The organism is Lysinibacillus odysseyi 34hs-1 = NBRC 100172, assembly GCF_001591965.1.
GTDB lineage: Bacteria > Bacillota > Bacilli > Bacillales_A > Planococcaceae > Lysinibacillus_B > Lysinibacillus_B odysseyi.
This window is the reverse complement of sequence record NZ_BCVX01000009.1, coordinates 140,726-167,166: the sequence shown is the minus strand read 5'-3', so window position 1 is coordinate 167,166 and position 26,441 is coordinate 140,726. Positions and strand designations below refer to the sequence as shown.

The 26,441-nt window shown below is 40.5% G+C and carries 28 protein-coding genes, 1 pseudogene and 1 riboswitch; of the genes and pseudogenes, 6 read left to right on the top strand and 23 right to left on the bottom strand.

Annotated elements, in window-relative coordinates:
* Positions 1-29 precede the first annotated feature (29 nt).
* On the bottom strand, positions 30-509 hold the full coding sequence (locus BOD01S_RS15580) for a hypothetical protein (protein WP_244887322.1): 480 nt from the start codon (positions 507-509) through the stop codon (positions 30-32).
* A gap of 400 nt (positions 510-909) precedes the next feature.
* Positions 910-1,695, bottom strand: a complete 786-nt coding sequence (locus tag BOD01S_RS15575; protein ID WP_036156426.1) for a nucleotidyltransferase domain-containing protein — start codon at positions 1,693-1,695, stop codon at positions 910-912.
* A gap of 571 nt (positions 1,696-2,266) precedes the next feature.
* On the opposite strand from BOD01S_RS15575, the gene BOD01S_RS15570 reads away from it, so the two are divergent.
* The 3 genes from BOD01S_RS15570 (at position 2,267) to BOD01S_RS15560 (ending at position 4,754) form a co-directional block, all read left to right on the top strand.
* Positions 2,267-2,746 carry a DUF4279 domain-containing protein gene (locus BOD01S_RS15570; RefSeq protein ID WP_036156425.1) on the top strand — a complete coding sequence of 160 codons (480 nt, stop codon included), beginning with the start codon at positions 2,267-2,269 and terminating at the stop codon, positions 2,744-2,746.
* 218 nt (positions 2,747-2,964) lie between these two features.
* Complete coding sequence (locus tag BOD01S_RS15565; protein WP_036156422.1) at positions 2,965-3,282, top strand: hypothetical protein; 318 nt, start codon at positions 2,965-2,967, stop codon at positions 3,280-3,282.
* Positions 3,283-3,659: 377 nt separating this feature from the next.
* Positions 3,660-4,754 (top strand): NADH-dependent flavin oxidoreductase, encoded by a 1,095-nt coding sequence (locus tag BOD01S_RS15560; protein ID WP_036156420.1) that lies wholly within the window; start codon positions 3,660-3,662, stop codon positions 4,752-4,754.
* Positions 4,755-5,110: 356 nt separating this feature from the next.
* Here BOD01S_RS15560 and BOD01S_RS15555 read toward each other — a convergent pair whose 3' ends face one another.
* Both BOD01S_RS15555 and BOD01S_RS15550 read right to left on the bottom strand, forming a co-directional pair.
* Positions 5,111-5,728, bottom strand: coding sequence for a hypothetical protein (locus BOD01S_RS15555; RefSeq protein ID WP_036156418.1), 618 nt, complete (start codon positions 5,726-5,728; stop codon positions 5,111-5,113).
* A 113-nt stretch (positions 5,729-5,841) separates the two neighbouring features.
* The gene (locus BOD01S_RS15550; RefSeq protein ID WP_052124918.1) at positions 5,842-6,360 is read right to left on the bottom strand and encodes a VOC family protein; all 519 of its coding nucleotides are present in this window, start codon (positions 6,358-6,360) and stop codon (positions 5,842-5,844) included.
* 153 nt (positions 6,361-6,513) lie between these two features.
* Between BOD01S_RS15550 and BOD01S_RS15545 the strand changes: the two genes are divergently transcribed.
* Complete coding sequence (locus tag BOD01S_RS15545; protein ID WP_036156416.1) at positions 6,514-6,966, top strand: Lrp/AsnC family transcriptional regulator; 453 nt, start codon at positions 6,514-6,516, stop codon at positions 6,964-6,966.
* 136 nt (positions 6,967-7,102) lie between these two features.
* On the opposite strand, the gene BOD01S_RS15540 is transcribed toward BOD01S_RS15545, so the two are convergent.
* On the bottom strand, positions 7,103-7,432 hold the full coding sequence (locus tag BOD01S_RS15540) for a hypothetical protein (RefSeq protein WP_036156414.1): 330 nt from the start codon (positions 7,430-7,432) through the stop codon (positions 7,103-7,105).
* Positions 7,433-7,914: 482 nt separating this feature from the next.
* Here BOD01S_RS15540 and BOD01S_RS15535 point away from each other — a divergent pair, with 482 nt between their 5' ends.
* Positions 7,915-8,421: a hypothetical protein gene (locus BOD01S_RS15535; RefSeq protein ID WP_036156412.1), complete on the top strand. Its 507-nt coding sequence runs from the start codon at positions 7,915-7,917 to the stop codon at positions 8,419-8,421.
* A gap of 586 nt (positions 8,422-9,007) precedes the next feature.
* Here BOD01S_RS15535 and BOD01S_RS23935 read toward each other — a convergent pair.
* From BOD01S_RS23935 to BOD01S_RS15485, 11 genes and pseudogenes are all read right to left on the bottom strand, one after another.
* A pseudogene (locus BOD01S_RS23935) lies at positions 9,008-9,200 on the bottom strand (hypothetical protein).
* Positions 9,201-10,056: 856 nt separating this feature from the next.
* Positions 10,057-10,557 (bottom strand): metallophosphoesterase, encoded by a 501-nt coding sequence (locus BOD01S_RS15530; protein WP_036156410.1) that lies wholly within the window; start codon positions 10,555-10,557, stop codon positions 10,057-10,059.
* 17 nt (positions 10,558-10,574) lie between these two features.
* Positions 10,575-11,168 (bottom strand): XTP/dITP diphosphatase, encoded by a 594-nt coding sequence (locus tag BOD01S_RS15525; RefSeq protein ID WP_036156408.1) that lies wholly within the window; start codon positions 11,166-11,168, stop codon positions 10,575-10,577.
* Between the two features lies 1 nt (position 11,169).
* A complete protein-coding gene (gene rph / locus BOD01S_RS15520; protein ID WP_036156406.1) occupies positions 11,170-11,925 on the bottom strand; it encodes a ribonuclease PH in 756 nt (251 codons plus the stop codon).
* 165 nt (positions 11,926-12,090) lie between these two features.
* Positions 12,091-12,885 (bottom strand): glutamate racemase, encoded by a 795-nt coding sequence (racE, locus tag BOD01S_RS15515; RefSeq protein ID WP_036156404.1) that lies wholly within the window; start codon positions 12,883-12,885, stop codon positions 12,091-12,093.
* A 16-nt stretch (positions 12,886-12,901) separates the two neighbouring features.
* Positions 12,902-13,345, bottom strand: a complete 444-nt coding sequence (locus tag BOD01S_RS15510; protein WP_036156402.1) for a MarR family winged helix-turn-helix transcriptional regulator — start codon at positions 13,343-13,345, stop codon at positions 12,902-12,904.
* A gap of 72 nt (positions 13,346-13,417) precedes the next feature.
* On the bottom strand, positions 13,418-13,639 hold the full coding sequence (locus BOD01S_RS15505) for a helix-turn-helix domain-containing protein (protein WP_036156400.1): 222 nt from the start codon (positions 13,637-13,639) through the stop codon (positions 13,418-13,420).
* 69 nt (positions 13,640-13,708) lie between these two features.
* Entirely contained in the window at positions 13,709-14,140 is a 432-nt protein-coding gene (locus tag BOD01S_RS15500; protein ID WP_036156398.1) for an acyl-CoA thioesterase, read from the bottom strand.
* Positions 14,141-14,369: 229 nt separating this feature from the next.
* On the bottom strand, positions 14,370-15,149 hold the full coding sequence (sdhB, locus tag BOD01S_RS15495) for a succinate dehydrogenase iron-sulfur subunit (protein WP_036156396.1): 780 nt from the start codon (positions 15,147-15,149) through the stop codon (positions 14,370-14,372).
* Positions 15,150-15,166: 17 nt separating this feature from the next.
* Entirely contained in the window at positions 15,167-16,912 is a 1,746-nt protein-coding gene (sdhA, locus tag BOD01S_RS15490; RefSeq protein WP_036156394.1) for a succinate dehydrogenase flavoprotein subunit, read from the bottom strand.
* An 80-nt stretch (positions 16,913-16,992) separates the two neighbouring features.
* On the bottom strand, positions 16,993-17,607 hold the full coding sequence (locus tag BOD01S_RS15485; protein WP_036156392.1) for a succinate dehydrogenase cytochrome b558 subunit: 615 nt from the start codon (positions 17,605-17,607) through the stop codon (positions 16,993-16,995).
* 270 nt (positions 17,608-17,877) lie between these two features.
* On the opposite strand from BOD01S_RS15485, the gene BOD01S_RS15480 reads away from it, so the two are divergent.
* Entirely contained in the window at positions 17,878-18,294 is a 417-nt protein-coding gene (locus tag BOD01S_RS15480; protein ID WP_036156390.1) for a YslB family protein, read from the top strand.
* Between the two features lie 148 nt (positions 18,295-18,442).
* Here the strand turns inward: BOD01S_RS15480 and BOD01S_RS15475 are convergent, their stop codons facing one another.
* From BOD01S_RS15475 to BOD01S_RS15445, 7 genes are all read right to left on the bottom strand, one after another.
* Entirely contained in the window at positions 18,443-18,919 is a 477-nt protein-coding gene (locus BOD01S_RS15475; RefSeq protein WP_052124917.1) for an ACT domain-containing protein, read from the bottom strand.
* A gap of 245 nt (positions 18,920-19,164) precedes the next feature.
* A riboswitch (Lysine riboswitch) is annotated at positions 19,165-19,354 on the bottom strand.
* A 34-nt stretch (positions 19,355-19,388) separates the two neighbouring features.
* Entirely contained in the window at positions 19,389-21,179 is a 1,791-nt protein-coding gene (uvrC, locus tag BOD01S_RS15470) for an excinuclease ABC subunit UvrC (RefSeq protein WP_036156389.1), read from the bottom strand.
* Between the two features lie 133 nt (positions 21,180-21,312).
* Positions 21,313-21,627 (bottom strand): thioredoxin, encoded by a 315-nt coding sequence (gene trxA, locus BOD01S_RS15465; protein ID WP_036156387.1) that lies wholly within the window; start codon positions 21,625-21,627, stop codon positions 21,313-21,315.
* A 352-nt stretch (positions 21,628-21,979) separates the two neighbouring features.
* Positions 21,980-22,189, bottom strand: coding sequence for a hypothetical protein (locus BOD01S_RS15460; RefSeq protein ID WP_036156385.1), 210 nt, complete (start codon positions 22,187-22,189; stop codon positions 21,980-21,982).
* Between the two features lie 15 nt (positions 22,190-22,204).
* Positions 22,205-23,701 carry an NCS1 family transporter gene (locus tag BOD01S_RS15455; RefSeq protein ID WP_036156383.1) on the bottom strand — a complete coding sequence of 499 codons (1,497 nt, stop codon included), beginning with the start codon at positions 23,699-23,701 and terminating at the stop codon, positions 22,205-22,207.
* 37 nt (positions 23,702-23,738) lie between these two features.
* Entirely contained in the window at positions 23,739-25,013 is a 1,275-nt protein-coding gene (gene preA / locus BOD01S_RS15450; RefSeq protein ID WP_036156381.1) for an NAD-dependent dihydropyrimidine dehydrogenase subunit PreA, read from the bottom strand.
* Between the two features lie 29 nt (positions 25,014-25,042).
* Entirely contained in the window at positions 25,043-26,410 is a 1,368-nt protein-coding gene (locus tag BOD01S_RS15445; protein ID WP_052124916.1) for an NAD(P)-dependent oxidoreductase, read from the bottom strand.
* Between the last annotated feature and the right edge of the window lie 31 nt (positions 26,411-26,441).

The window sequence follows — 26,441 nt, the reverse complement described above, 5'->3', positions numbered from 1 at the left end:
GCACCTTACAAAATTTTTTAAAAGTAGAATTACTTTATATACTCAAGGAGTTCAATTGGTATTGTTTCAAACACTAATATTTCAGGATTCTTATACGGTTTTTGTTTCACATATTCTTTTGCTGTAATCATACTTTCCCAATATTGTTTCATTAACTCTTCTTTAGAAAGAAGTCCTTTAGTAAAATAGCCTTCTTCACCAATCTCGCCCTTCATATATTCCTCTTCTATATAAGCAAATAAATCATTTGTTATTTCTCGATTAAAAACCAAAATTTTTTCAGAAACAATCGGGAATTTTATATACTGTTCGGAGATAGGATTAAAGTCTGCACCAAATGCAACGCTAAAGTCAATCCATTGTTCTGCATTTAAAGGTCTGGTGAGGTCTGTTATCTCAGGAAACAAACGACCACCATTGGTGTAAAATCTTACTGCTGTACTTTTACTTAACCCTTTATTTAAAGTGATGTGTGGATTTACATATCTATCATCATCTTGTTCAAACACTATGTGGTATAAATACAAAGCGAATCCCCCCTATAATAAAACTTTGTGCAAATTACCGCTAAACTAGTTATAAGTCTATCAACAAGACAATCCACCAATATCTTTTTAAGATATTTCGTATATTTTTCACAAGATAGCCCCCCGATGATGGGGGTATACCTTGACTATCGATGCGGTTGACCTTATAACCTAACCAGTGATCTACTCCTATCATTCATCTGTTTCGGTGTTTTCGTTCTTGCTGATTACCATCTTTCAATGGATTTTCAACAATTCCATTTGGCTCATTTTGATTTAATTAAAATGAAATTAAAAGCTTATATAACAAACCAAGCAGATTGCTTTATGATAACTTTTTTGTTACTCAGTTACTAAATTGCATGAAAGAAAGTATAAAACATTAGTTCCAAACTTCCTTCAATGTATCTCTAAATAATTCATCTAATAATTTTGTCGGATCCTTCGTTTCAATTTTAAGAGATTTGATATAATCCTCGATTCGCTTTATTTCATTTTCTATATAATCGTTAATTACTTTAAGACGAGGCTCAATATCTAACTCATCACCTTGCAGCTTTCGTTTCAAAAGATGGTTAACTTCATTTTTTAATTCACTGTCGGGAATGATATCTTCTAATAACTCATGAAAGCTAATTGGTGGTGTCTCATTATATTTTTCAATCCAATTACAAGCTAATATCGGTCGAAGTACATAAAAATACTTTTTAATTCTTACTTGTTCCCCCTGCAAATATTCACGGTAATTGTTTTTTGCCATATTTAGATAATGATGCAACATAGAATTGGGATAGAACACTTGTGATTCCAAAGATTTTATATTATCAACAAATGAATATTTTTGATAATAAAGGATGTCAGATCTTAACCATTCTAAAAGAGGCGGGTTATTTTTTCTAAAAAGCCTTAGCGCTTTAGTAATTTCCCAACCACTTATATCTAATAAATCATTAATCGGTTCGTCAATTACATCTCTTTTCCCCCCTATCCCTTGTGGATCAATCGAAAGATACCATTCTGGTCGATGAATATAAATAAATCGAACATCATAATCGCTATCTTTTGAGGGGAAACCCCAAGCTCTACTTCCGGATTCAATCGCATATAAAATTTTCACTTGAAATTTCTCTTCTATTTCTACCAATTTCTTTTGAATGATTTCATTCATTTGCATATCCCCTTATAAGCTCCGAGGAGCAATTTCCATTTTTTATTAATTCCAACTTAACGTTTTCGTATAGGGTTCGTCAATTAAATTAAAATAATTGTATAGATATGTTTGTATATTAACAATTCATCTAAGTACCCTATAATCCTCATCAATACTGCGTGCTTATTATCAATCGTCTCTTTACTTAAGAACATTAACTTTATGAGCAGGCTCCCATTCTATATGTTCGATATGCTCCTTGACTTTGGCGCTATAGCGATCGGCTGTAAGTTTCACTTTTGAAAAGTAACCTAAGATTTAACGATGCAATTCTTTTCCAAAAAGAAATATTATTCTTGGGTGAATTGCTGCTACTCTAGCTATTTATCGTTGATGCAATATAAGTGTCTAGTTAGAAGTCAGACATAAAGTAACCTGTATTCACCCCTAAATTTTTATTAGTTTTCCCCACTAAATATACCGGCTCACTGCCTTGTTTAATTCCACCCTTTCTTATATTTAAAATTTACTGCAAGTTAGATAAGATGTAATTAAAATACAATTCTAAAGATTAAAAAAGGAGAATTCTATGAATAAAGATTCTGCAACATTTTTCTTCAATAAAGATCAGGCTTATATCAGATTTCTTATTGGAGTAGACGATGAAGTATGGCCAATTGATAAGTTTACAAAAGAAATAGGCGTTACACCTACCGAAGCCTATAAAACAGGGGATGTTTATAAACGCGGAGCTAGAAGTCTTACTAGATACGCAACTGTCTGGAGTATAGATACTGGTGATGTTTTTTTACGTTACGAAGAGGAAGAAAGTAAAAAAATAATTGAATCTTTGATTGCTCCTCTAAAATCAAAGGTTGATCTAATCAACGAATATAGAGAGAAATATAACCTGGTTTGTATATTCTTCATTCATTACAAATTTTTTGATGCACAAACACCTGGAATGCGATTACATCCCAGTGTTATTTCGTTTGCAAATAATGTTGAAGCAATAATAGATGTTTATATAGATAATGAAAAATCATTAGATACTCAAAGTAATTTTTAAAATAGCTATTTACATAGCTGCGAAAGCCCGCTACCAATTAAGGGAACTAGGTTTGTACTTATTGATTAGCTATAGGTTTATCATGAAGCATTGTCGTTATTTTTTGATGTTTGAAACCGTACTCCTATATAAAGAAAATAAAAAATCATTATTTATCCAATAACGCTTTTCCACTAAAATACAATTTGTATGTAACTTTGTAAAGGGAGTAATGTAATATGGAATCACTAATCATAAACGACAGAGCTTATAAAATTAATTTCATTCCTTTTGAAGATAAATGTGGATTAAATGAAGATGGAACGTACGATAATATTTACAGAGGTAACCATATTGAACTTTATGGCGATAACGAAATATTACGGGCTAGGATATATGAAGATACAAAAAATCAAATTTCTTTTTTCTTTTGTCCTTATACCATTTTCGCAAATGATCTAGAAAATATGAAGAAATATTTTCAAGAGAAGCATGGGATAAGAGAATTTGAATATTTTGATCCCAAAAATGAGGAAGCTTCGTATGTGAGATTTTAGATATACTTGAGTAAATTTCATAAATATCTTTTTTCGAAAAAAGCCCGCTATCATAAAGTAACGGGCTTCATTTTTTATTCCATGCTGTTTAATGAGAATGTACAGATAAGCAAACGGTCATATACCAATACCGTAAATAATTTTCCCCGCTTCTTTTGTACACAAATTTAGTTTATCATCTGCTAGAAAAGGACCAACATCAACAAGTTTTAGAGATGTAAGTTTCCCCCCTCCTGTCTGCATCATCTGGAAATATAAAAACCATCGGATTGCCTGCAGTAGGAATTAAAGCAGTTATCTCAGGCCTCTGCAGTAAAGCAGGATCTTTGACTTTTAAATCCGATAAATTTACTCTTATTTTAGAAGGAGTGAATAACATGACAACTTATTTAAAACCATTTACATTTAATAACGGCGTCTCAATTCGTAATCGTGTTGTGATGGCGCCAATGACAACTTATTCAGCAAATGCTGATGATACAGTATCGGATGCGGAGATTACATATTACCGTGAGCGCTCATATGGCGTGGGTGCGGTGATTACAGCATGTGCTTACGTGATTCCTAATGGGAAAGGCTTCCCTGGTCAAATCTCGGCGCATAGCGATGAATATATTTCAAGCTTAAAACGTATTGCTGATGCGATTCACGACGGTGGCGCAAAAGCAATTTTACAAATTTATCATGGTGGACGCCAAGCAGTACGTGACCTTGTGCCAAATGGCGATGTCGTAAGCGCAAGTGAAACCGTTGCAGCAGATGGCGGTGTGGCTCGTGCATTAACGGTTGAAGAAATTGAAGAAATCGTCGTAGCCTTTGGTGAAACAACACGTCGTGCAATTGAAGCAGGATTCGACGGTGTGGAAATTCACGGTGCCAATACGTATTTATTACAACAATTCTTCTCAGGCTTTACAAATAAACGTACAGACCGTTACGGCGGCTCTGTTGAAAAACGTATGACATTCTTATTAGAAATTATCGATCATGTAAACCGTGCAAAAGCGCAATATGCTGATGACCAATTTATCGTTGGTTATCGTTTTAGCCCGGAAGAGCCTGAAGAAGATGGTATCACTCTAGATGAAACGGTTCAACTTGTAGATCGTTTAGCAGATGAAAAGCTTGATTATTTACACATGTCGTTAGGTGATTTCCGTTCAGAAGCGCGTCGTTATAGCGGTGAAAAAGAAAACCGAATTACAATTTTAAAACGTGTGATTGACGGTCGTGTACCGTTTATCGGTGTTGGTTCAATTTATTCACCAGAAGATGCGAAAGAAGCAATGGAAGCAGGTGCCGATTTAATTGCACTTGGCCGTGAACTATTAATTGAACCGCATTGGGTAGAAAAAGTAGCGGCTGGTGAACCGGTTATTACTGAAATGGATATGGATCGTGATAATAACATTCCAGAGTCGCTAATGAACATGATGAAACGCAATGTTGGTTGGGTGCCAGGCGTAAAATAATTGTAAAAAAGCACCGCTATGACGAACCGACCGAAAGGAATGTAAGAAAAGCTTCATCAATGAAACAGGTGGAACAGGTATCATTTATTGATCCCGTTCTATCTGTTTTTTGTAGCTTTAGAATAAAGTTTGATTAAAAACAACCCACAGACCCATATTTAAAGTTAAATTAAAAGAACCTGTTTTGAAAAAAGTTTTTTCAAAACGGGTTAATTCTTTGTGAAACACTGTGTAATTTTTATAAAATAGTTTGATCATTCCCTACTGTTGGTTTTCAACAATCGCGTCCGATTTTGGAAGATCATTTTTAAAGTAAAGCACCCGCTCGTTAAATAAGGGCAAATAATAAACCAAATTCAATTCTTTTGCGGAATATATTCTCCTGTTGTTACATTAAAGCCAACTGCTTTCATTTCTGTCTGAACCCTATTCCAACCTATTATTAACATTACGGGGGTATTTGTCCTCGTGTCTTTTCTCAGCATAAAATTATAACCTTTTGCCCAATCTTTACCTGGATAAATACTGCCCATTTCTAATCCTTTTTTTAGTAATTCAGGTGAATCGTATTTAATATCATCCAATACTACAAACTCCTTTTTTGGATAGGGAGAAGCACCTTCTGTTGTCAAATCATTTAAACCATCAATTTCCCCATCATGGATGGTTACTAAAAAATGCTTATTAGTGTTTGGCACTCCAAATGAAATATTCCAATTTTTCCTTTTACCGTTTGCGCCAATTCCCTTCTTAGGCTTATCTAAATCTATATTGATTGCATCTAATAATTGAGCATTTTTATTCCATTTCAATGCCGATGGATATGCTAATTCGATAGCTTGTTTTATTGATAATTCATGATGTTCACTGACTTCTAATGTTTTTTCAGTTGATTGTAATGAACGAGCGGTTACTTTCTCGATAGTACCTATTGAAATTAATAATATTAAGACAATAAAAACTACTTTTTTCATTTTCTTAACCCTCTTTTTAGAGGTATTCTTTCCAAACCTTGTTCAATTATCCTGTTTCTTTAGTTTAAGTACAACCCATCACTATCTCGATTGCATTATGGATAAATATTCGATTACTTTACTCCACAATACGGCTCTGTAGCTGAAAAAGGTACAAACCTACTTAAGAATTGCGTTGAACTATGGGACTCTATATCAAAATCCACATCCTGAATAAATTCGATAACCTCCCCATTTGTACTGTGGACAAGAGCATTTCTGATAAGAAGAGGAGGTTCTCCGAGAGTGAGATTGTCTGCTTCCACGTAAGGTTTTGCCCCATGGGTAAGTGCTGTTTGAAACGCTTTGTCGACCTCTTCTACATAAAATGCTAGGTGAAGCAAAGCTCCGTAAGTAACTTCCACTTCCGACTGCGCTTTCTTCCCTTGTGCTGGGATGACAGCATCGTCATCAAAAACCTCGAGACATGTTCGGCCGTCGGGAGAGATCAGCATCGAAGCTTCCTTGATTTGAAACGCAGGAAGGCTCCAATGATGTCCTCGTTTAAACCCTAACGCTTCAATGTAAAACCGGATTGTGGCCGGATAATCTTTTGCCTGAATTGCAATATGAGCAAGACCTTTTATATTCATATATTATTTCCCCTTTCTAATGAATTTAGTATAGAATAGTATTGCGAGGAAATACATATAACAAATAAGGAAGTTACCACGTTAAACTTTCAAAAAATAATGAGATTTTATTAATTTCATTTATTTTTGAAAACACATCAGGAGGAATTATATATGGAACATTGGATGGATGAAACTGATTACCACATTATGCGTCTTCTTCAGCAGAATGCACGTATCTCCATTTCACAAATAAGTAAAGAAGTATCCATGTCTCAGCCCTCGGTAAGGGAACGAATAAAAAAGCTTGAGGAGAAAGACATCATCTCGGGTTATACGACAAATTATCGTCATCAAGCGCTTGGCCGAGGGACCACGGCATTCTTTTTTATTAAAACAGAGCAATGTCAAGCACTGGTGGATTTTTGCGAACAAACTCCCGTTGTAACCGATATGTTTCGAATTAGTGGCGAATACAATTACATGATTAAGATTCAGACTGCTTCCATAGAGGATATTGGCCAATTTCAAGATTCTATCATACAATTCGGACCATCCAAGTCCCTGATCAGCTTGAAAAACCTGATTGAGAATCGAATCCTACTGCAAGCACCATTTTTAAAATAAGGCGAATATTACATAATTACATTGAGCCATATGGGTGCGATGAGTTAGTACAATAATATCCCTTAGCAAATCTGCCTTATTAGTTGAAAAAAGCATCCAAAGCGGTGTTTGGGTGCTTTTTTGAAACACTTCTCCACTAGTTTGAAGTTTGATTCCTTATTAACTCATCAAAATACTTATCTGGATCAGAAACATTGTTATCAACAAAAAGCTTAGCCTGATGCTTGAACATATCAATATAATCATCTTTGCTCATCGCTAATCCGCCTAATTCATCAACGTTACCTTGAATGCTTACAGTATCATTTTTCACATCAACAATTACCGTCATATATGTGTTCTCTTGATAAACAACAACACACGTTACTTGTTTTTTAACTAAATCGATAAGAGGATATTTATGACGTACTCCCGTTGTTTTAAAAATCGTATGCCCAACATTAGACTTAGTTATATCATTACTCATTTTCACACCTCATTCAAAATTTCTTAAAAATATATTTAGCTTTTTTGCTTTAATAACCTGCTGCGTTAATTAAAGTATAACTTTCCTAAAACTTCATTTAGTAATATTTCATAAAAGTTTGATATTCAACAATCTGGCCCGTTTGCGGAACAAGAAAATATCTTATCTATCTACACTGGAATTTGATCAAACTTTTTTATAGACAATCAGACTTTATTATAAATTATCGAACTTTATTTCAAAGCCATTTTTTTATTTTTCATTACATTCTTATAGATAGGATAAATATTATAAGTCCCGCTGCTTTCTATCTTATTTCAGAAAACTATACTCCCTCGAAAATAGTTGATTAGCCCAAATTCGGGTAAGAAATATAAAAGAGTTATGGCACAGGGGGAGCAATGGCCGAAATCATTTTTACCATACTCGCAAGGAACTTTCCCCTTTGTTGTCAAATCCAATCGGTAGAAGGAGTGTTTTAGTTGAGTAAAAAGAGAGAAATCAAAAAATTAAAAGATTATGCATGTGCAGATCTTTGTTTAATTGAAAAGGAATTTCAACAAATTGTTAAAAATACTTCGAATAAATCAGGTACCTTCAAATGGATGGCGCTATTAAGCGATTATGAATTGGAAGAATTCTATGGACGGCACAAAGATAGGAAATATGCAGCACTCACGGTTGAGTTGTATGCATTAATTGAACAGCTGTTAAAAGACATCTATAAAGTGATTTGTAAGAGTAAATATAGAAATACATCCGATGTTAATGTAATTCTTGATTTAGAGAAAAAAATGGGTGATTATTTAACTTTTAAGAACAATACTAAAGTATTGGCGGATCTCAGAAGTTTTATTGTTCATGAAGAATTTTCTTTAAAGGCTGCTAGAAAAAGCGAAAGAATAAATATTAAAAAGAAAAATAGAATATTATTCAAACAATTGATGAAAGATGTTGAGCTGTATATAGAAAATATAGCGCTGAAATAATGTCGAGCACACTCTGATTTGAAGCTGTTTTTTGCCTCGGATTCTAATTAATATACCCGGCTGCTATCATGAGTTGCTGGGTACTTTTTATTTAATACCTCTTTTTAAACTTATAAGTATTTGAGTGCAACCGAGTTCAGCATCGGTAATAGGCAACTTATTCGATAGTATTATGTAATCATTTCAACAATGCCCTACTGTATCCCAACCGAAAATTTGATGAACCTCTACTTAAGCACATCTCTTAAAAGAACTACATGAGCGTGATTCTACGAAAACTGCTTCAATTTTTCAGGATCTACTAAACTTATAACGGGTAAATCCTTGTGTAAAGTTTGTGTATAAAAGCACCTTTTTCTTTCTTTTTCTCCGTAAATAAAAAAACACTCCAATTCCTTAATAATAAAGGATTTGAAGTGCTTTTCAGTTGGTTCAAACTTATTCTATCTGAACCTTGATACGTCCCAGGAGGGATTCGAACCCCCGACCGACGGCTTAGCTTACCACTATAGTTTTCACTACCTGCATTTGCAGTTTGCTGGTCTGGACTATAACTTCACCATTTCAGGTGCGACACGTTTAGTCTCTACGGAACCTCACGATAATCACTAGCATATTTAATATTAGCTATTTGATTATTCTTTGGTGTCTCTACCCTCAAGCTTAATGATTTATTAGACATTTTAGGGTCGAAATAATATCATATAACCCTTTGTGTATAAATCGACTTGAGCCTTCAAGACTCCTAAATCTCCCTTAGTTTTTGTGTGATGATCCATAAGATTCACTACTTTCGGAAAATCGTAAGTTTCCTCGGTATTACCATCAGCATAATCTGTTAAGGCTTCACCGATACGGTGTCGTCCACTTTATAGGTTCTCTTTCCCTATAAAGGCTCCTATTAACTTAAAGGCCGTTGCTCTATCCAGCTGAGCTACTGAGACAGGATGTTTTTCCATCAATATGATAGGAAAGACAATTATTATTATATGCGGAAAGTAAGCGAAAGTCAACATGCTTTTAAATAAAAATGCAGACAACTTAATAATTCATCTACTTTTTACTTTTTTACACTGCTATAACTCCATCTTACTCATCCTGCTTAGCACGCCAAAAATGCCTCCTCCCGCCGTACAGTACACCATTTTATTCAGTCGCATTTAGGACAAAAATCAATTGATCGCAGAAAAAAAAACTTTTGCGGGTAAGTATTTATTGCGCGAAAAAAACACAATCACTTTAAAAATATCCAAATCTCTATTCACCGATTTCAACATACAACTTAAATAAAAATAAGCGACATTACGAATAAAAGATTTCTATTTGTCACTTATCCCAGGTTAAGTCGTATATGAATTTCTCCATTTGGTGTTACAAGGGGGCAAAATCGAAAGGAAGGCAAAAGGACCCCTGCCTGTTTTCTACGGAGACAGCTGCAAAAACTAACGGCAATACATCGTTGTTTTTAGCCTAGCGGGCGATGTGAAACGTAGATATTTTCTTTTTAGAAATATGTTATTTCCCTAAAAAATAATTAAAGCTACCGAACACGATATAACGTAAGTTTTAGCGCGTTATATATTATGCATAAAGCAATCAGCCTTATTCCATATCCGCAGGAATAAGGCTGATTTATTAGCGTTCAAAACGCATTGTTTTCAGTAGCTCATGATCATCGGTATAGCAGTTTACCACATAGCTGGCTTCTTCGATTTCGACAACAACAAATGTCTTTTCTTCGCGGCCGCGGGGTTTCAGCAGGCTTCCGGGATTGATAAAGAGCGTGTTATTGATCTTTTCGGCTCCAAGTATATGAGAGTGGCCGAAGCAGCAAATATCGGCTCCAAGCTCTTTTGCCCGGTATGTGAGGGATAGGATCGACGATTTTACGTTAAATAGGTGGCCATGTGTGACAAATATCGTTGTTCTGTCTATCTGGAATACTTTTTCCTCCGGGAAGTCTGTTCCGTGGTCACAGTTGCCCCGTACGCGCTCGATTCCTTCCAGCGCCTCATGGTCATACGGCAACTCGCTATCCCCGCAATGGATGACTGCCTCTGCTTCAGGATAATAGCTGCATACCCTGCTAATCACTTCTGCATCTCCGTGCGTATCACTCATGATCAATAGTTTCATTACCGTATGCCCCCTTATTAATGTAGTAGCGTTGGCAGCAGGTCTGCCAGCTTGCGGATTGCATTACCGCGGTGGGAAATAGCCCCTTTTTCCTCCGGTGACAGCTCTGCCATCGCACGGTTCAACTCTGGTACAAAGAAAATTGGATCATAGCCAAAGCCGTTTGTACCGCGCTTTTCTTCTAAAATAACACCTTCACATGAACCGAATACAGTTGTCGTTTCGAGCTCTGGTCCAGCAATGGCAAGAGCACACATAAAGCGCGCTGTACGCTCTTCCTCCGGCACGCCTTTTAAGTTTTCAAGCACCTTGACGATGTTAGCTTCATCATCATGGTCGCCTGCATATCGCGCAGAATAAACCCCTGGCGCACCGTCTAACGCGTCTACCGCCAACCCTGAATCATCTGCAATAACAATCGTGCCAAGCGCCTTAGAAAGCGTCTCAGCCTTCAATACAGCGTTTTCTTCGAAGGTTGTACCTGTTTCCTCGATTTCCATATCAGGTGCCACATCAAACATCGTCACGACCTCATAGCCCAGTGGCGTGAACAGTGCTTCGAAGTCCTTTGCTTTTCCTCTGTTCTTCGTTGCGATCACTACTTGTTTCATGTTATGCTTCCTCCCTTGATCCGACTAGGGCTGCTAGCTCACCTAATGCTTCTTTCTGAATATCGATCAATTGAGCGATGCCGGCTTCTCCAAGTCCCAAAAGCTCATTTAGTTCCTCGCGGGAAAATGTTGCTTCTTCGCCCGTTCCCTGCAGCTCGACAAAGCGACCTTCGCCTGTCATAACAATATTCATATCGACCGCTGCATCGACATCCTCTACATAGTTTAGATCCAGCACAGGTCCCGTTCCTTCTACAATCCCTACACTTGTCGCAGCCAGGTAATCAACAACTGGGAATTTAGCAAATGGCTTTTCAGTGCCAAGCTTAGCAATAGCTTGTGTCATGGCAACAAATGCTCCTGTAATAGAAGCAGTACGTGTACCGCCGTCCGCTTGAATAACGTCACAGTCAATCCATACTGTTTTTTCACCTAATGCTTCTAGGTCAACAACTGCGCGTAAAGCCCGGCCGATCAGACGCTGGATTTCCATCGTGCGCCCGTTTACTTTGCCGCGTGAAGATTCACGTTGTGTACGCTGTGCAGTCGCTCTCGGGAGCATTGCATATTCTGCCGTAATCCAACCTTTGCCTTGTCCACGCAGGAAGCTCGGTACTCTCTCTTCGACAGTTGCTGTACAGATAACTTTTGTGTTTCCTACAGTGATCAGTACAGAACCTTCCGGATGCATTAAATAATTATTTTCAATATGAACTGGGCGTAACTCGCCTGCAGCTCGGTTATCATGTCTTGTCATGGTAGACCTCCTCGTAATTCTGCCCCTTATCTTAACATAATTTTCAGGGTCGAAAAAGGTGAAACAACCAGATTATCATCGAAATAACATAACTTCCGTAAAAACATCTCGCCCTTTGCAGTACGATTATAAAAAGCCCGACTGCGTCTGCAGCCGGGCTTATCATTAAAATTTTATACGATGGATATCCAGATGCTCCTGTTCCAGCCAGCGCTCGGCAATAGAACGGAAAATCGGTACCGACCCCGAAGCAAAAAACTTATGCTCGGGTGGTGACGTATCTTTCCGCAGCTGATTGTTAAACGCCAGGATGGCTTCCGCATCGCGGGCTGTTTCCTCTGCTGATGACAGAACATGTACCCCTTTCCCTACAGCGGCTTCAATCTGCTTCTGCAGGATCGGGTAATGCGTACAGCCCAAAATAACCGTATCGAAACGCTCCTCCTCTAATGGCTTAAGTCCATTGGCCACTAAGTCATAAGAGAATTGCCCTTCATACTCACCGCTTTCTACAAGCGGCACGAATGTAGGGCATGCAAGCGGTATTACTTTTGCTTTTGTGCTCAATGAATAGATTGCCTGTTCATAGGCGGCACTTTTGACCGTGCCTTCTGTTGCAAGAACAACAATTTCATTGCGCTTTGTTTTTTTAATTGCCGCCCGTGCTCCTGCATTAATCACACCGAGCACCGGGAACGGCATATGTTTCTGCAGGCTCTCCAGTGCTACAGCTGTCGCTGTGTTGCACGCAATAACCAGCATTTTGACATTCATTTTCTCCAGCGCCTTTGCCATCTGCCACGTAAAAGTACGTACTTCCTGCTTTGTGCGGGGACCGTATGGGCAACGCGCTGTATCACCAATATAATAAATTGTTTCATTCGGCAAAAGCTCCATAATCGCTTTTGCTACTGTTAAGCCACCAACACCTGAATCGATAACACCAATCGGGGCATTCACATTTACCGCCTCAATCCTATTTCATTAATAAATGTAATTTTTGTAGTAGTTGTAGTAGGTTATGCGCTTCATCTGTGTCAAAACTTCCGAGTAGATCCCGAAGGTAATCTTGACGTTTTTCAATTACTTCTTGAATGATACGCTCACCTTCTTTTAGTAAGTGAATGCGAACGACACGACGATCCTGCTCATCACGAACACGCTGCACCAGCTCATTCTTTTCCATACGATCAACGAGATCCGTTGTCGTACTGAATGCGAGGTACATCTTGTTCGATAAATCCCCGATTGTCATATCTCCAGACTCATGTAACCACTGCAAAGCCACAAATTGCGGAGGTGTAATCGTATAATTACTTAAAATTTCACGACCTTTTTGTTTAATTAAGTGTGAAATGTAACGTAGCTCTTTTTCTAATGATGCTACAGATTCAACGCTGTGTTTACTGTTGTCCTTCATCTAACCCATTCACTCCCCAAAATATTCATATGTCTATTTTGAAGTGTTTTTGGGCAAATAGCAAGCCTACATTCAGTTTAGAGACAATTCTTGCAGTCGTAATAATTCTACAAGTGCTTGCGTTCGACTCGAGACACCCAGCTTTTGGATTGTATTGGAAATATGATTCCGCACTGTCTTCTCGCTAATTTGTAGCTTTTCAGAAATTTCCTTTGTTGAATAATCTTCAATCAGCAGTTGGAATATTTCGCGCTCTCGCTTAGTTAGAAGAAAGCCTGACTGCTGGCTACTCATTTAGCAACAACCTCCCATCCTCTTCCTTGTACAGTATGTCAAAGTTGGCGTGAGGTGAGGGCATTTTCACTATTTCCCATGCAATAATTCTTTCTCTTCATCCGTAAAAGGGACGGGTCTGCCATTTTTCCCATTTATTTGAACAATTGTTCCCCTCGCGGTAAAAACAATTTCATCTTTTTCGTTTTTTCCCATGTAATGAATATCTACAGAACTACTGCCTACTTGAGCGATTTTCACATACACTTTTATTTTTTCATCGAAAAACATTTGACGTACATAGTCACATTGCAGATCGGCTACTACTGGAATGTTTCCTTCCTTGCTCATTAGCCCGATTGATTTCAAATATTCAATACGTGCATGCTCTAAATATGTAAACACAACCGTGTTATTGACGTGTCCAAACATATCCGTCTCCGAAAATCGGACCTGCACCTCAACGGAAAATGAAAATTCGCTTGCCCATATTTGCGGCTCTTCAATGTATTTTGCCTTCATTATAAATCCTCCCTTGTTAACTACATTTCATTCCATCCCTAAGAATGAATACTCATTCATTATAGCATGGAATTATTATAGAAGGATACTTTATATTCCAGCAAGAAGTACACTACCCTGCAAGATGCTACTATTATATACGAAGCAGACAATTCCGGCGGGGCTCTCCCCCATTAGGAAATCAAAAAAGCCTAGAGGAAATACATCCTCTAGGCTTTTCATTTTTTTATTAGTCAACCATATGGTCAGAACCGAAGAAGTTCTTGAACATTTGAACTGTTGTAGCACGGTTTAACGCTGCGATTGATGTTGTCAAAGGAATACCTTTTGGACAAGCAGCAACACAGTTTTGTGAGTTACCACAGTTTGCAACACCGCCGTCGCCCATAATTGCAGCTAGACGCTCGTCTTTGTTCATTGCACCAGTTGGGTGTGTATTGAACAGACGTACTTGTGATAATGGAGCTGGTCCAATGAATGAAGCACCTTCAGAAACGTTTGGACATGCTTCCATACATACACCACAAGTCATACATTTAGACAATTCATAAGCCCATTGACGTTTGCGCTCAGGCATACGTGGACCTTCACCTAAATCGTACGTACCATCGATTGGTACCCAAGCTTTTACTTTCTTAAGTGCGTTAAACATACGGCTGCGGTCAACCTGTAAGTCACGTACTACCGGGAAAGTAGCCATAGGTTCTAAACGGATTGGCTGAGTTAATTTATCTACTAATGCAGAACAAGATTGTTGCGGGCGTCCGTTGATTACCATCGAACATGCACCACAAACCTCTTCAAGACAGTTCATGTCCCAAGTTACAGGGTTTGTCTTTTTACCGTCTGCAGTAACGGGATTTCTTTGGATCTCCATTAAAATTGAGATTACGTTCATACCGTGACGGTAAGGCACTCGGAATTTCTCCCAACGGCTTTGACCGTTTTCAGTATCTTGACGAAGGATCTCAACATCTACCATTCTACCAGTGTTAGCTGTTGCTTCCATGTTTAAGTCTCCTCCTCTTATGCTGAGTAGTCACGTTTACGTGGTGGAATCAACGAAACGTCTACCTCTTGATAAGAAATAATTGGCTCACCTGTAGCAGGATCAAATTTCGCCATAGTTGTTTTTAAGAAGTTCTCGTCATCACGATCTGGGAACTCAGGTTTGTAGTGTGCACCACGAGATTCGTTACGCAGCAAAGCACCTTTTGTCATAACTTTTGCAAGGTATAACATATTCTTTAACTGACGTGTAAAGTGAGCACCTTGGTTAGACCAACGCTGTGTATCATTAATATTGATTTTTTCCCAGCGTTGTTGTAATTCTGTAAGCTTTTCGTAAGTTTTTTCAAGACGGTCGTTATGACGTACTACTGTCATGTTGTCAGTCATCCACTCACCAAGCTCTTTGTGTAATAAGTATGCGTTTTCAGTGCCGTCCATTTTCAGGATTGCTTCCCACTTCTCAGTTTCTTCTTTTACGCGAGCTTCAAAGATTGTTTCTGGAAGATCTTCCGCATGCTTTTTAAGTCCTTTGATATATTTAACAGCGTTTGGTCCTGCAACCATACCACCGTAAATTGCTGAAAGTAGAGAGTTAGCGCCAAGGCGGTTTGCACCGTGTTGTGAGAAATCACATTCACCAGCAGCAAATAAGCCTGGGATTTCTGTCATTTGATCATAGTCAACCCATAATCCACCCATTGAATAGTGAACTGCCGGGAAGATTTTCATTGGTAATTTACGTGGGTCATCCCCTACGAATTTTTCGTAGATTTCAATGATACCACCAAGTTTGATATCTAGTTCATGTGGATCTTTGTGAGAAAGATCTAGATAAACCATGTTCTCACCATTGATACCTAATTTTTGGTTAACACATACGTCGAAGATTTCACGAGTTGCGATATCACGAGGTACTAGGTTACCGTAAGCAGGGTATTTTTCTTCTAGGAAGTACCAAGGCTTACCGTCTTTATATGTCCAGATACGACCACCTTCACCACGAGCAGATTCTGACATTAGACGGTTTTTATCGTCCCCAGGAATCGCTGTTGGGTGAATTTGGATCATTTCACCGTTCGCATATGATGCACCTTGTTGATATACAATTGATGCTGCTGAACCAGTGTTGATTACTGAGTTCGTTGTTTTACCGAAGATGATACCAGGTCCACCTGTTGCCATAATAACCGCATCAGCACGGAATGCACGGATTTCTTCAGTTTTTAAATCTTGTGCTACGATACCGCGGCAAACGCCTTCGTCATCAAGCACAGCACCAAGGAATTCCCAGTGTTCAAATTTTGTTACTAGACCAGCTACTTCGTGTGAACGAACTTGCTCATCTAGTGCGTATAAAAGCTGTTGACCAGTCGTTGCACCAGAGAATGCTGTACGGTGCATTAATGTACCACCGAAACGACGGAAGTCAAGTAAACCTTCTGGTGTACGGTTGAACATTACACCCATACGGTCCATTAAGTGAATGATACCAGGTGCTGCGTCACACATACCTTTTACTGGTGGTTGGTTCGCTAAGAAGTCCCCACCATATACTGTATCGTCAAAGTGAATCCACGGAGAATCCCCTTCACCTTTTGTATTTACTGCACCATTAATTCCGCCCTGCGCACATACAGAGTGTGAGCGCTTTACGGGAACCAATGAGAATAATTCAACTTCAGTGCCAACTTCGGCTGCTTTAATCGTTGCCATTAAGCCTGCAAGGCCGCCACCGACAACAATCACTTTGCTCTTTGCCATGATTGATTCTCACTCCTCTTACATTGCTTTAAAAGTCATGTGCTGTGTAGCATATCTATATTGTAAGCTACTAGATTAAATTATACGAATGAAACGATTGCTACTACCCCAATGATAGATAGGATAATGAAGAATGCCATTGTGATAAATGTCGCCACACGTTGTGATGATGGAGACTGAGTGATCCCCCAGCTCACTAGGAACGACCATAAACCGTTCGCCAAGTGGAATGTAGCAGATAAAATACCAACAATGTAGAAAACTAGCATCCATGGATTATCTACGATTTCAGCTATCATGTTGAAGTCAACATCAGTTCCAAATGCTTTTTGGACACGAGTTTGGAAAATATGCCAAGCAACGAAGATTACTAGGAAGATACCAGTAAAGCGTTGTAGAGCAAACATCCAGTTACGGAATGTGCTGAAGCGTTTAACATTATGTCTTGCTGTGAATGCGATATAAATTCCGTAAAACGCATGGAACATTAATGGAATATAAATGATAACCCATTCCATTAGTAACAATAGTGCATGAGGAATTAAATCCATGTTTCCTGTAGCATTATTGTAAGTTTCTTCACCACCTACAGCAGTGAAGTTCAGTGATAAGTGGAACACCAAGAACAGACCTACCGGAATCACACCAAGTAGAGAATGTAAGCGGCGCCATAAAAACTCACGATCTTTCGACAAGATTGTTACCCCCCTTAGTACTTGAAATATACTAGTCAATTGTCATTACTTTGTAATTTTCACGCATTGACTGGATACTTCATCATGGTACAATATTATAACATGTCCATTGTACTCTCAGTTAGTACAAGCGTCAAGGCACTCAGGAGTATTTCGTCCACACTAAAAAAGATGAATTTTGCTGTTTAAAACCCGTTTTATCTCTGATAGTTTGGTTTACTTAATAATGAGTCTAAAAAATACAAAAAAAATGAGGGGAGTTTTTTATAGATGACTGATCAAAATGTGAAAACGATTCCAATATTCGGTTACGAATTAGTGCGTGACCATATACTGCGTTCTGTCCTCGGCAAGCATGAAGAAGAGGTACTTTACTGGGCAGGAAAAGAACTAGCAAGAAAATTCCCCTTATTCACGCTTGATGAAGCACCATTATTTTTTGAGCAAGCCGGATGGGGTGCTTTATCCATCGAAAAGGAAGAAAAAGATGAAATCGTATACATACTAAGCGGTGAGGCTGATACGTTGAAGGTCGAGGAGCGCTGCTTCCGGCTCGAAGCTGGTTTTCTTGCAGAACAGATCCAGAAGATTAATGGCTTCCTAACAGAGTGCTACGAAGAAAAAAGCAGTAAGCAAGGTATCGTAAAATTTAATGTGAAATGGGACTTAAAGGAGCCGATCCGTTAATTATATAAAAAGATATAGAGCGTCTTGAAACAGCTATTCTACTAAAGAACGCTCTATTTTCTATATTATTGTAGATACTACAAAAATAACGGTTTTTATAGTATTCCCGCTCCACCGCACATTTCCTCTGCCAACTACCGATTTACGATTACGTAGTTTGAAATTCACTATGCAGTGCATTAGCTGCCCGCATCATCTCATCTTGTGCGACAACTACCGACATTTTAAGCTCTGAGGTGCTTACCATTTTAATCTGAATCCCTTCCTTTGATAACCGGGTAAACAGCCGGGCCGTTACTTCCGGCGTAATATCCATATCCGCTCCTTCGATCGAAACTTTTGCCAGCCCCACTTCAAAATCAGCAAAACTAAAGCCAAGCGACATTTTTCCTGTCTCCAGTACATGAAGGGCCTTCGCAAACTCTTCCTTTGCGATTGAAAAGGAGATTGTCGGTTTTAAATCATTCAATAAAACATGTACAACCATATCGAGATTAATTCCGTTTTCGGCCAATACGGTAATCATCTCAGCTACTGCTGATTCTTCATATGCTTCGTAGCCAATCGTCAGGCGAATAATATCCGCCTCATAGGCTACGCTTCGTACAATCATGCTTTTTTCCAATTTTACTTCCTCCTTAAAATGCCACCCTCTGTGCTTTTATTTCAGCGAACAATGGCTGGTACTTTTTAGTTTGCTGTATATTCTATTTCCAGAAGCAGAATATGGGCCCTTACTGTTACTTGGCTATCGTCCTTTACATACACGGAAGTCTGCCATCTACGGGCTTACGATACTTATCACATGCTTACATATAAAAAGCGGCCCTCCACATAAGTAGAGAGCCGCCTCAATAAACGTCAGTTGTTCGTTGAGATAGCTCTCCAGAAATAGGCCATACTAAGGCGTTTCTGACAGTCCAGCATTTCTTAAATGCAAAACCAGCAAATAATTGGAACAACAATTATCCACTTCGGCAGTTTTCCCTTTCACACCTGTTCCTTGGAGTTGCTCCTCCTCACAAGTGGTACTATTGAAGCCTGCACCTCTATCTTTGTTCGCTATGAAATTATGATGTAAGCGTAGCATACGCTTATTCGTTTTTCAATTCATTTTTTCGGAAATGTTGATGGATGTTATATGCCTGTTTTTGCGGGATTCCTGCTTCCAGGAGCTGATCGATACTTGCCTCCCGCACCTTTTTTACAGATCCGAAATGCTTTAACAGCTGCTGCTTCCGTTTTGGTCCTACACCTTCAATTTGGTCAAGCACTGACTGGATCGCATTCGTTTGGTGCTGCTGGCGTAGAAATGTAATCGCAAACCGGTGCACCTCATCCTGAATTCGCTGCAGCAGGTAAAACCCATCACTCGTCCGTTTCATTTCCACCGGGATCGGCGGTTCACCGAACAGCAGCTGAGAAGTATTGTGCTTTTCATCCTTTGCCAATCCGGCAATCGGGATGACGAGCCCCAGCTCATTTTGCAGTACACTTCTTGCTACTTCCATCTGTCCTTTCCCGCCATCAATAATGATTAAGTCAGGAAGCGGAAGATTATCCTTTAATACCCTTGTATAACGTCTGCGGATGACTTCCTCCATTGCCCCGTAATCATCATGCTTGGCTGCTTCACGTGTTTTATATTTCCGGTATTCTTTTTTTGCCGGCTTTCCATCAATGAACACGACCATTGCCGAAACTGGGTCAGCTCCGTGCATATGGCTGTTATCAAACGCTTCAATTCTAAATGGCGTGGAAATATTCAACGCATCACCGAGCGCCTCGCATGCCCCGATTGTCCGCTCTTCCTGCCGCTCAATAAGCTGGAATTTTTCGTGGATCGCAATCTGGGCATTTTTTGTTGCCATTTCTACCAGTTCCCGTTTTTGGCCCCGCTTTGGAATAATCACTTTTACGTCAAGCAGCTTTTCAAGCAATGCTTCATCAATATTATTCGGGATAAAAATTTCCTTCGGCTTCAAATGCTGCGGAGATGAGTAAAAGCGGCCAACATACGTTAGGAACTCCTCCTCAGGGTCCCGGTAAATCGGAAAGATGGAAACGTCACGTTCAATTAGCTTCCCTTGGCGCACAAAAAATACTTGGACACACATCCAGCCTTTCTCCACCGCATAGCCAAATACATCACGGTTTGATAAATCTCCAGTGACGATTTTTTGCTTTTGCATGACCGTTTCGATATGCGCTATCTGGTCACGAAGCTCTTTCGCACGCTCAAATTCCAGCTTTTCAGCAGCTTCCAGCATTTTTGCCTCAAGCTCCTTCTTCATGTCTTCATAGCCGCCGCTTAGAAACTTGGCAATTTCTTCAATCATATCGTCATAGACCTGCTTATCGATATCCTTTACACATGGTGCCAGGCACTGACCCATATGGTAATACAGGCACACCTGATTTGGCAGATGCGTACATTTCCGAAGCGGATAAATGCGATCCAGCATCTTTCTCGTTTCATTTGCTGCAAATGCATTTGGATAAGGGCCGAAATAACGCGCCTTGTCCTTTTTGATTTTTCTTGTCGTAATAATGCGGGGATACTTTTCATTTGTTATTTTAATGTACGGGTATGTTTTATCGTCCGTCAGCAGGACGTTGTATTTCGGGTCATGGAGCTTAATGAGGTTCAGCTCCAGAATAAGCGCTTCTAAATCACTGGATGTAATAATATATTCAAAATCCTCGATTTCACTGACAAGCCTTGCTGTTTTTCCGTTATGACTTCCCGTAAAATAGGAGCGCACACGGTTTTTCAGGATTTTTGCCTTACCAACATAAATGATGGTGCCTTGGCGGTCCTTCATCAAATAACAGCCCGGCTCATCCGGCAGGATTGCTAATTTATTTTTGATCGTCTCATTCATCTTATCACCTGAACTTTTTGTTATAGGTGTATTATAAAACAATTAAAATAACCGAGCACGTGTTTGCACTCGGCTTTGCGGCTATTATAAAAAAGGTGTAAACAAATACTGCTGTTTACACCTTACAAAACAATTATTTATTGTCGTTAATGAAGTCGATTAAAGCTTCTTTTGGCATGAAGCCGGCAGTTTTCGCTTTTAACTCGCCATCTACGAATAAAAGTAATGATGGAATCGACATAATGCCGTATTGACCAGCAGTACCTTGGTTGTTATCAACGTCTACTTTCACGATTTTTAATTCGTTGCCGATTTCTGAATCCAGCTCTTCAAGTACTGGAGCGATCATTTTACATGGTCCGCACCAAGCAGCCCAGAAGTCTACTAATACTACGCCGTTTGCGATTTCTTGTTGGAAATTTGAATCTGTACCTTGTACAATTGCCATTATAAATAGCCTCCTTTATATAACATCTTTTTGTAGTATAGCATGTTCATTTTACAAATAGGAACCATTCTGCCTGTGTTTGCGCTTTTTTGCAAAACACCAGCTCCCGCAGGAGAACCACATCCATCTCCCTATGTAATTTTAGACTTCCCTCTATCGCCTTTTTAAAACGTCCATTACTTCCCGGATGTCCTTTTCTAAAGCAGGCAAGACGCTTGAAGCGCCCTCCAGCAGGCTTGATGAACGAACATCGCTTTCCCTCCGTATATTCAACAGCAAAAAGAAGCCGTTCGATTAATTATCGAACCGCCCCTTTTAGTAACTATAGCTTCCAGCCTAGCCAAGACGCTGTCTAGTTATCAGCCGCCTGCTCACGCAGTTTTATAGATAGATATTTTCGTGCATCAGCCGTCAGCAGCTGCACATTTTCCCTTTCCTCATCCTTTTTCAATTCAACGAACATGCCGCTCAGATTTTCATATACATGTGCAATGTCATAACCTTGGCTGAGCAGCGAATCAATATTCTTCATTTCCAAGACAGCTTCTTCATACGCCGACATACGATTGCCTCCCTTCTATGATTTTTGAGTGACTGGCTGCTCCAATGTTTCCGGGACTAGATTCGGCTCTGTCTCCGTGTATGGGCTGTCTCCGATGTGCCAGTCCCTCCCTGCCGTGATCCCAAGATACAATTCATCCCTCGGATTCATGATTTCCGCTTGAGGATACTTGACGAACCACCAATATTTTGCCAGGACATAATAGACTCCCGCCCCTACAAAGAATCCAATCAATGATGAATAGGTTGGAAATATATTGGCGATTCCCCCGCCGATAATCCAGGCGATCAGCCCGGCCAGGTTGAAGCCTTTTACGTATTTGAACTGCCCGTCGAGTTCATATAGCGCTGATACGTTGACTCTGCGCTTTCGCAGCAAGTAATAATCCGCAAACAATATACCGACAATTGCGGCTAATATGCCGCCAATGATCAACAAGAGACTGTTCAGCACATCAAATAGGCTCCACGGCTGTACGATTGACCCTAAAATACCTGTAATAACAACCCCTACCCAAAAAGGTACTTTCGGACCGCCTACATTAGAAAAGATGGTTGCTGCTGGAATAACGTTCGCAGAGGTATTCGTGGACCATTGCGCGAGTACGATCATCAGCAAAAGAACACCTAGAATAATCCCGTTCGCACTTGCTTGCAGTGCTTGTATCGGATCTGCTGTAGCTACCGCCATATAACAGACAGCACCGATGACGACCATGAAGGTATTTGTAATCGGCATGACGACAAGCGAGCCCATCAGCTGAGTTTTGTTCCGCTTAAACCAGCTGCGCTCATTTTTTGGTGCTTTAAAAAAGCGGGAGAGAGAGGGCATATCTGCTGCAAGTGTAGCCCAGAATCCCATATTGGCCATGACGACCACCATAAAGGCTGTGAATCCAGCCACTCCTGTAGCTGGCGATTCAACCCAGCTCCATACATCTTTTCCTTGGGATACGGCATTGTCAGCTAATGTACTATACATCCAGCAAGAAATGAGAATGATGACCGGAGCTGCCAAATCAGCGAATCGCTCAATTGACTTGATACCTAAAGATGTATTGATCAGCTGCAGTGTAACGAAAACAATGAAACACAAAATCCAGTTATCAAAACCGAATAGTAGATTTAATATGCCATTGATGGCTGTGGAACCGAAATAGGAATTAATACCGAACCAGCATGCTGCTGTGAATCCCCGCATGATGGAAGGGATGTGCGTACCAAGCGTTCCAAACGGAGCACGCATATAGACCGGAAAGGATATCCCATGCTCTACTCCAATGTCCCCGATCAATGTCATGAAAATTCCGATGGCAACAGATCCTACGAGCGTTGCGAGGATAACATAGGGCAATGGTAGGCTGATGATAGCCGAGCCGCCAATGGCAAATGCCGCCAGCACAATGGCCATCCCCACCCAAATCACAGAAAAACCAAAAGCACTGACTTTACGCTGTGCATGCGTCACGGGCAGTAAATCAGGGGACTTCAAATAAGATTTCTTATTTTCCATACAAAGGTTTCCCCTTCCATTTTATTCATCTAGGTTCCTATTTCAAGATAGTCGTCGATGCATACTGGCCCATCAATGCCTGTCGTTCATTCCAGGTCATTGGTGACAGGCCTTTCTTTTCTACCATTGTGATTGCACCGTCTACCGGGCAGACGATCGAGCAAAGGTTACAGCCAACGCAGTCATCTTCCCGAACTTTCAGCATAGGACGGCCGCTTTCCGTATAAAGGTCGATACATTGATGAGACGTATCTTCACAGGCGATATGACATTTATTGCAGTTTATACAAACATCATTGTTGATCTGAGCTACGACTTTATAGTTCAGATCCAGGTCTCCCCAGCTCGAATAGCGCTGTACGGATCGGCCGACTAAATCCATCACTGAAGCCAGCCCCTTTTCATCTAAATAATTGCTGAGGCCGTCAATCATATCCTCTACAATGCCAAAGCCGTGGTGCATAGCCGCCGTACAGATCTGCACACAGCTTGAGCCCATCAACATGAACTCAGCGGCATCTCGCCAATTGGAGATACCTCCAATACCTGAAATCGGCACATTGATATGAGGGCTCCGCGCACATTCAGCCACCATGTTCAATGCAATCGGCTTTACTGCCGGACCGCAATAACCTCCATGTGCGCCCTTGCCCGCAACATTTGGCACTGTATTCCAGGAATCTAAATCGACCCCGGCAAGGCTGTTGATTGTGTTGATCATACTGATTGCATCCGCCCCACCAGCCACAGCCGCTTCTGCCGTCACGGTAATATCCGTAATATTCGGTGTAAGCTTGACGATAACAGGTGTTTTGGCGACTTCCTTCACCCAAAAGGTCTGTTTCTCTACAAGCTCCGGCACTTGTCCCGATGCAGATCCCATCCCCCTTTCAGCCATTCCATGGGGACACCCAAAGTTAAGCTCAAGCCCGTCTACCCCTACATCCTCTACACGCTTGACAATCTCATGCCACTTTTCCTGTCTCGGCTCGACCATCAAGGAAGCGATAATTGTATGATTCGGAAAGCGCTTCTTTGTTTCATAGATTTCCTGCAGGTTTACTTCAAGCGGCCGATCCGTAATAAGCTCAATGTTGTTGAATCCAGCAACCCGCTGACCATTAAAATTGACTGCCGCAAATCGGGATGAAACGTTCAATATCGGATCGCCCAATGTTTTCCATACAGCACCTCCCCAGCCTGCCTCAAAGGCACGCTGCACCTGGTAGCCTGTATTCGTTGGCGGCGCTGACGCCAGCCAAAAAGGATTCGGTGATTCAATTCCCGCTAAATTAATACGTAAGTCTGCCATATGTTGTCCCCCCTTCACCTAATTACATGCTAAGCAATTTGTGATGCAGCTTGGAGCTTTTCATGAATGCTATAAGCGGCATCTTTTCCTTGCTGTACAGCTGTTACAACCATTGCTTCACCCTGCCCATTACCGAAGATGACGTCTCCACATGCAAACACTTTTGGATTCGATGTCTGCATCGTCTCTTCATTTACAGTTACGACACCCCACTGATGATCCAGCCCAAATGACTCGATAAGCTCCGTATAGCGGGATTGGCCAATAGCCTTGATAATGGCATCGACCTCGATGACATGCTCTGACCCAGCGATTGGTATTGGTTTTTGGCGTCCATCTATATCTGGTTCGCCCAGCTCCATTTTCATACACTCGATACCGGTCACTTTCCCAGCCTCGTCTCCGAGAATTTTTACCGGAGCTGTCAGCCATTCAAATTGCACTCCTTCCTGCTTGGCAAATTCATATTCAAATTGGTAGGCGGTCATTTCTGCCTCAGTACGCCTGTATAGGATTTTCACATTAGAAGCCCCGAGCCGGACTGCAGTTGTAGCGCCATCAATCGCTGTATTCCCGGCCCCAATTACTACTGCTCTTTTCCCTACAAGAGAAGAATCGATATGACCGAGCTTCGTTCGCTTTACAAACTCAATGGCATCATGGACTCCTTCAAGATCTTCACCTTCCACCCTAAGATTAGGCACCTCTCCCATTCCAACTGCCAACACTACGGCATCGTAATTATTCAGCAAGTCTCCTGCCGCAATATCCTTGCCTACACTTGTACCTGTATGGATTTTGACACCCAGCTTTTCAATTTGTTCTACCTCCCACTCCGCTACCTCATTTGGCAGACGGAAGGCAACGATGCCGTAGCGTCCAAGTCCTCCTGCCTTTTCCTGCGCCTCGTAAATCGTTACTTCATAGCCGAAGCAGGCCAGCTCACGCGCAGCTGCCAAACCAGCAGGACCCGAGCCGACGATGGCAACCTTTTTTTGCTGAGACAATCCTTTTTTAAATAAAGGTACACTTGATGCCATCGCCCAATCCGTCGCATAGCGCTGCAGACGGCCAATATCGATCGGCTTCGATTGGTGGTTCAGTACACACGCACCTTCACATAGCTCCTCTGTAGGGCAGACACGCGCACAGCTTGCTCCCAGCGGATTCGCCTCGAGAATCGTACGAGCGGAGCCTTTCATATTCCCTGAGGCAATCTTCTTGATGAACTTCGGAATGTCTATACTTGTAGGGCAGGCTTTTATACAGGCCGCATCGTAGCAGTACAGGCAGCGATTTGCCTCTTCCATCGCTTCATAATTCGTAAGTGCGGGCTCCATCTCCATAAAGTTGGCCTTCAATTTTTCTGCAATCATTCCGCCATGAATAATTCCCATTCTTTTTCCTCCCTTTCTCCAGTTTTTATTT

Coding starts and splice junctions, on each gene's coding strand:
- BOD01S_RS15575 (WP_036156426.1), bottom strand. CDS start 1,695: ATGAATGAAATCATTCAAAAGAAATTGGTAGAAATAGAAGAGAAATTT.
- BOD01S_RS15570 (WP_036156425.1), top strand. CDS start 2,267: ATGAATAAAGATTCTGCAACATTTTTCTTCAATAAAGATCAGGCTTAT.
- BOD01S_RS15565 (WP_036156422.1), top strand. CDS start 2,965: ATGGAATCACTAATCATAAACGACAGAGCTTATAAAATTAATTTCATT.
- BOD01S_RS15560 (WP_036156420.1), top strand. CDS start 3,660: ATGACAACTTATTTAAAACCATTTACATTTAATAACGGCGTCTCAATT.
- BOD01S_RS15555 (WP_036156418.1), bottom strand. CDS start 5,728: ATGAAAAAAGTAGTTTTTATTGTCTTAATATTATTAATTTCAATAGGT.
- BOD01S_RS15550 (WP_052124918.1), bottom strand. CDS start 6,360: ATGAATATAAAAGGTCTTGCTCATATTGCAATTCAGGCAAAAGATTAT.
- BOD01S_RS15545 (WP_036156416.1), top strand. CDS start 6,514: ATGGAACATTGGATGGATGAAACTGATTACCACATTATGCGTCTTCTT.
- BOD01S_RS15540 (WP_036156414.1), bottom strand. CDS start 7,432: ATGAGTAATGATATAACTAAGTCTAATGTTGGGCATACGATTTTTAAA.
- BOD01S_RS15530 (WP_036156410.1), bottom strand. CDS start 10,557: ATGAAACTATTGATCATGAGTGATACGCACGGAGATGCAGAAGTGATT.
- BOD01S_RS15525 (WP_036156408.1), bottom strand. CDS start 11,168: ATGAAACAAGTAGTGATCGCAACGAAGAACAGAGGAAAAGCAAAGGAC.
- rph (WP_036156406.1), bottom strand. CDS start 11,925: ATGACAAGACATGATAACCGAGCTGCAGGCGAGTTACGCCCAGTTCAT.
- BOD01S_RS15510 (WP_036156402.1), bottom strand. CDS start 13,345: ATGAAGGACAACAGTAAACACAGCGTTGAATCTGTAGCATCATTAGAA.
- BOD01S_RS15505 (WP_036156400.1), bottom strand. CDS start 13,639: ATGAGTAGCCAGCAGTCAGGCTTTCTTCTAACTAAGCGAGAGCGCGAA.
- BOD01S_RS15500 (WP_036156398.1), bottom strand. CDS start 14,140: ATGAAGGCAAAATACATTGAAGAGCCGCAAATATGGGCAAGCGAATTT.
- sdhB (WP_036156396.1), bottom strand. CDS start 15,149: ATGGAAGCAACAGCTAACACTGGTAGAATGGTAGATGTTGAGATCCTT.
- sdhA (WP_036156394.1), bottom strand. CDS start 16,912: ATGGCAAAGAGCAAAGTGATTGTTGTCGGTGGCGGCCTTGCAGGCTTA.
- BOD01S_RS15480 (WP_036156390.1), top strand. CDS start 17,878: ATGACTGATCAAAATGTGAAAACGATTCCAATATTCGGTTACGAATTA.
- uvrC (WP_036156389.1), bottom strand. CDS start 21,179: ATGAATGAGACGATCAAAAATAAATTAGCAATCCTGCCGGATGAGCCG.
- trxA (WP_036156387.1), bottom strand. CDS start 21,627: ATGGCAATTGTACAAGGTACAGATTCAAATTTCCAACAAGAAATCGCA.
- BOD01S_RS15460 (WP_036156385.1), bottom strand. CDS start 22,189: ATGTCGGCGTATGAAGAAGCTGTCTTGGAAATGAAGAATATTGATTCG.
- BOD01S_RS15455 (WP_036156383.1), bottom strand. CDS start 23,701: ATGGAAAATAAGAAATCTTATTTGAAGTCCCCTGATTTACTGCCCGTG.
- preA (WP_036156381.1), bottom strand. CDS start 25,013: ATGGCAGACTTACGTATTAATTTAGCGGGAATTGAATCACCGAATCCT.
- BOD01S_RS15445 (WP_052124916.1), bottom strand. CDS start 26,410: ATGGGAATTATTCATGGCGGAATGATTGCAGAAAAATTGAAGGCCAAC.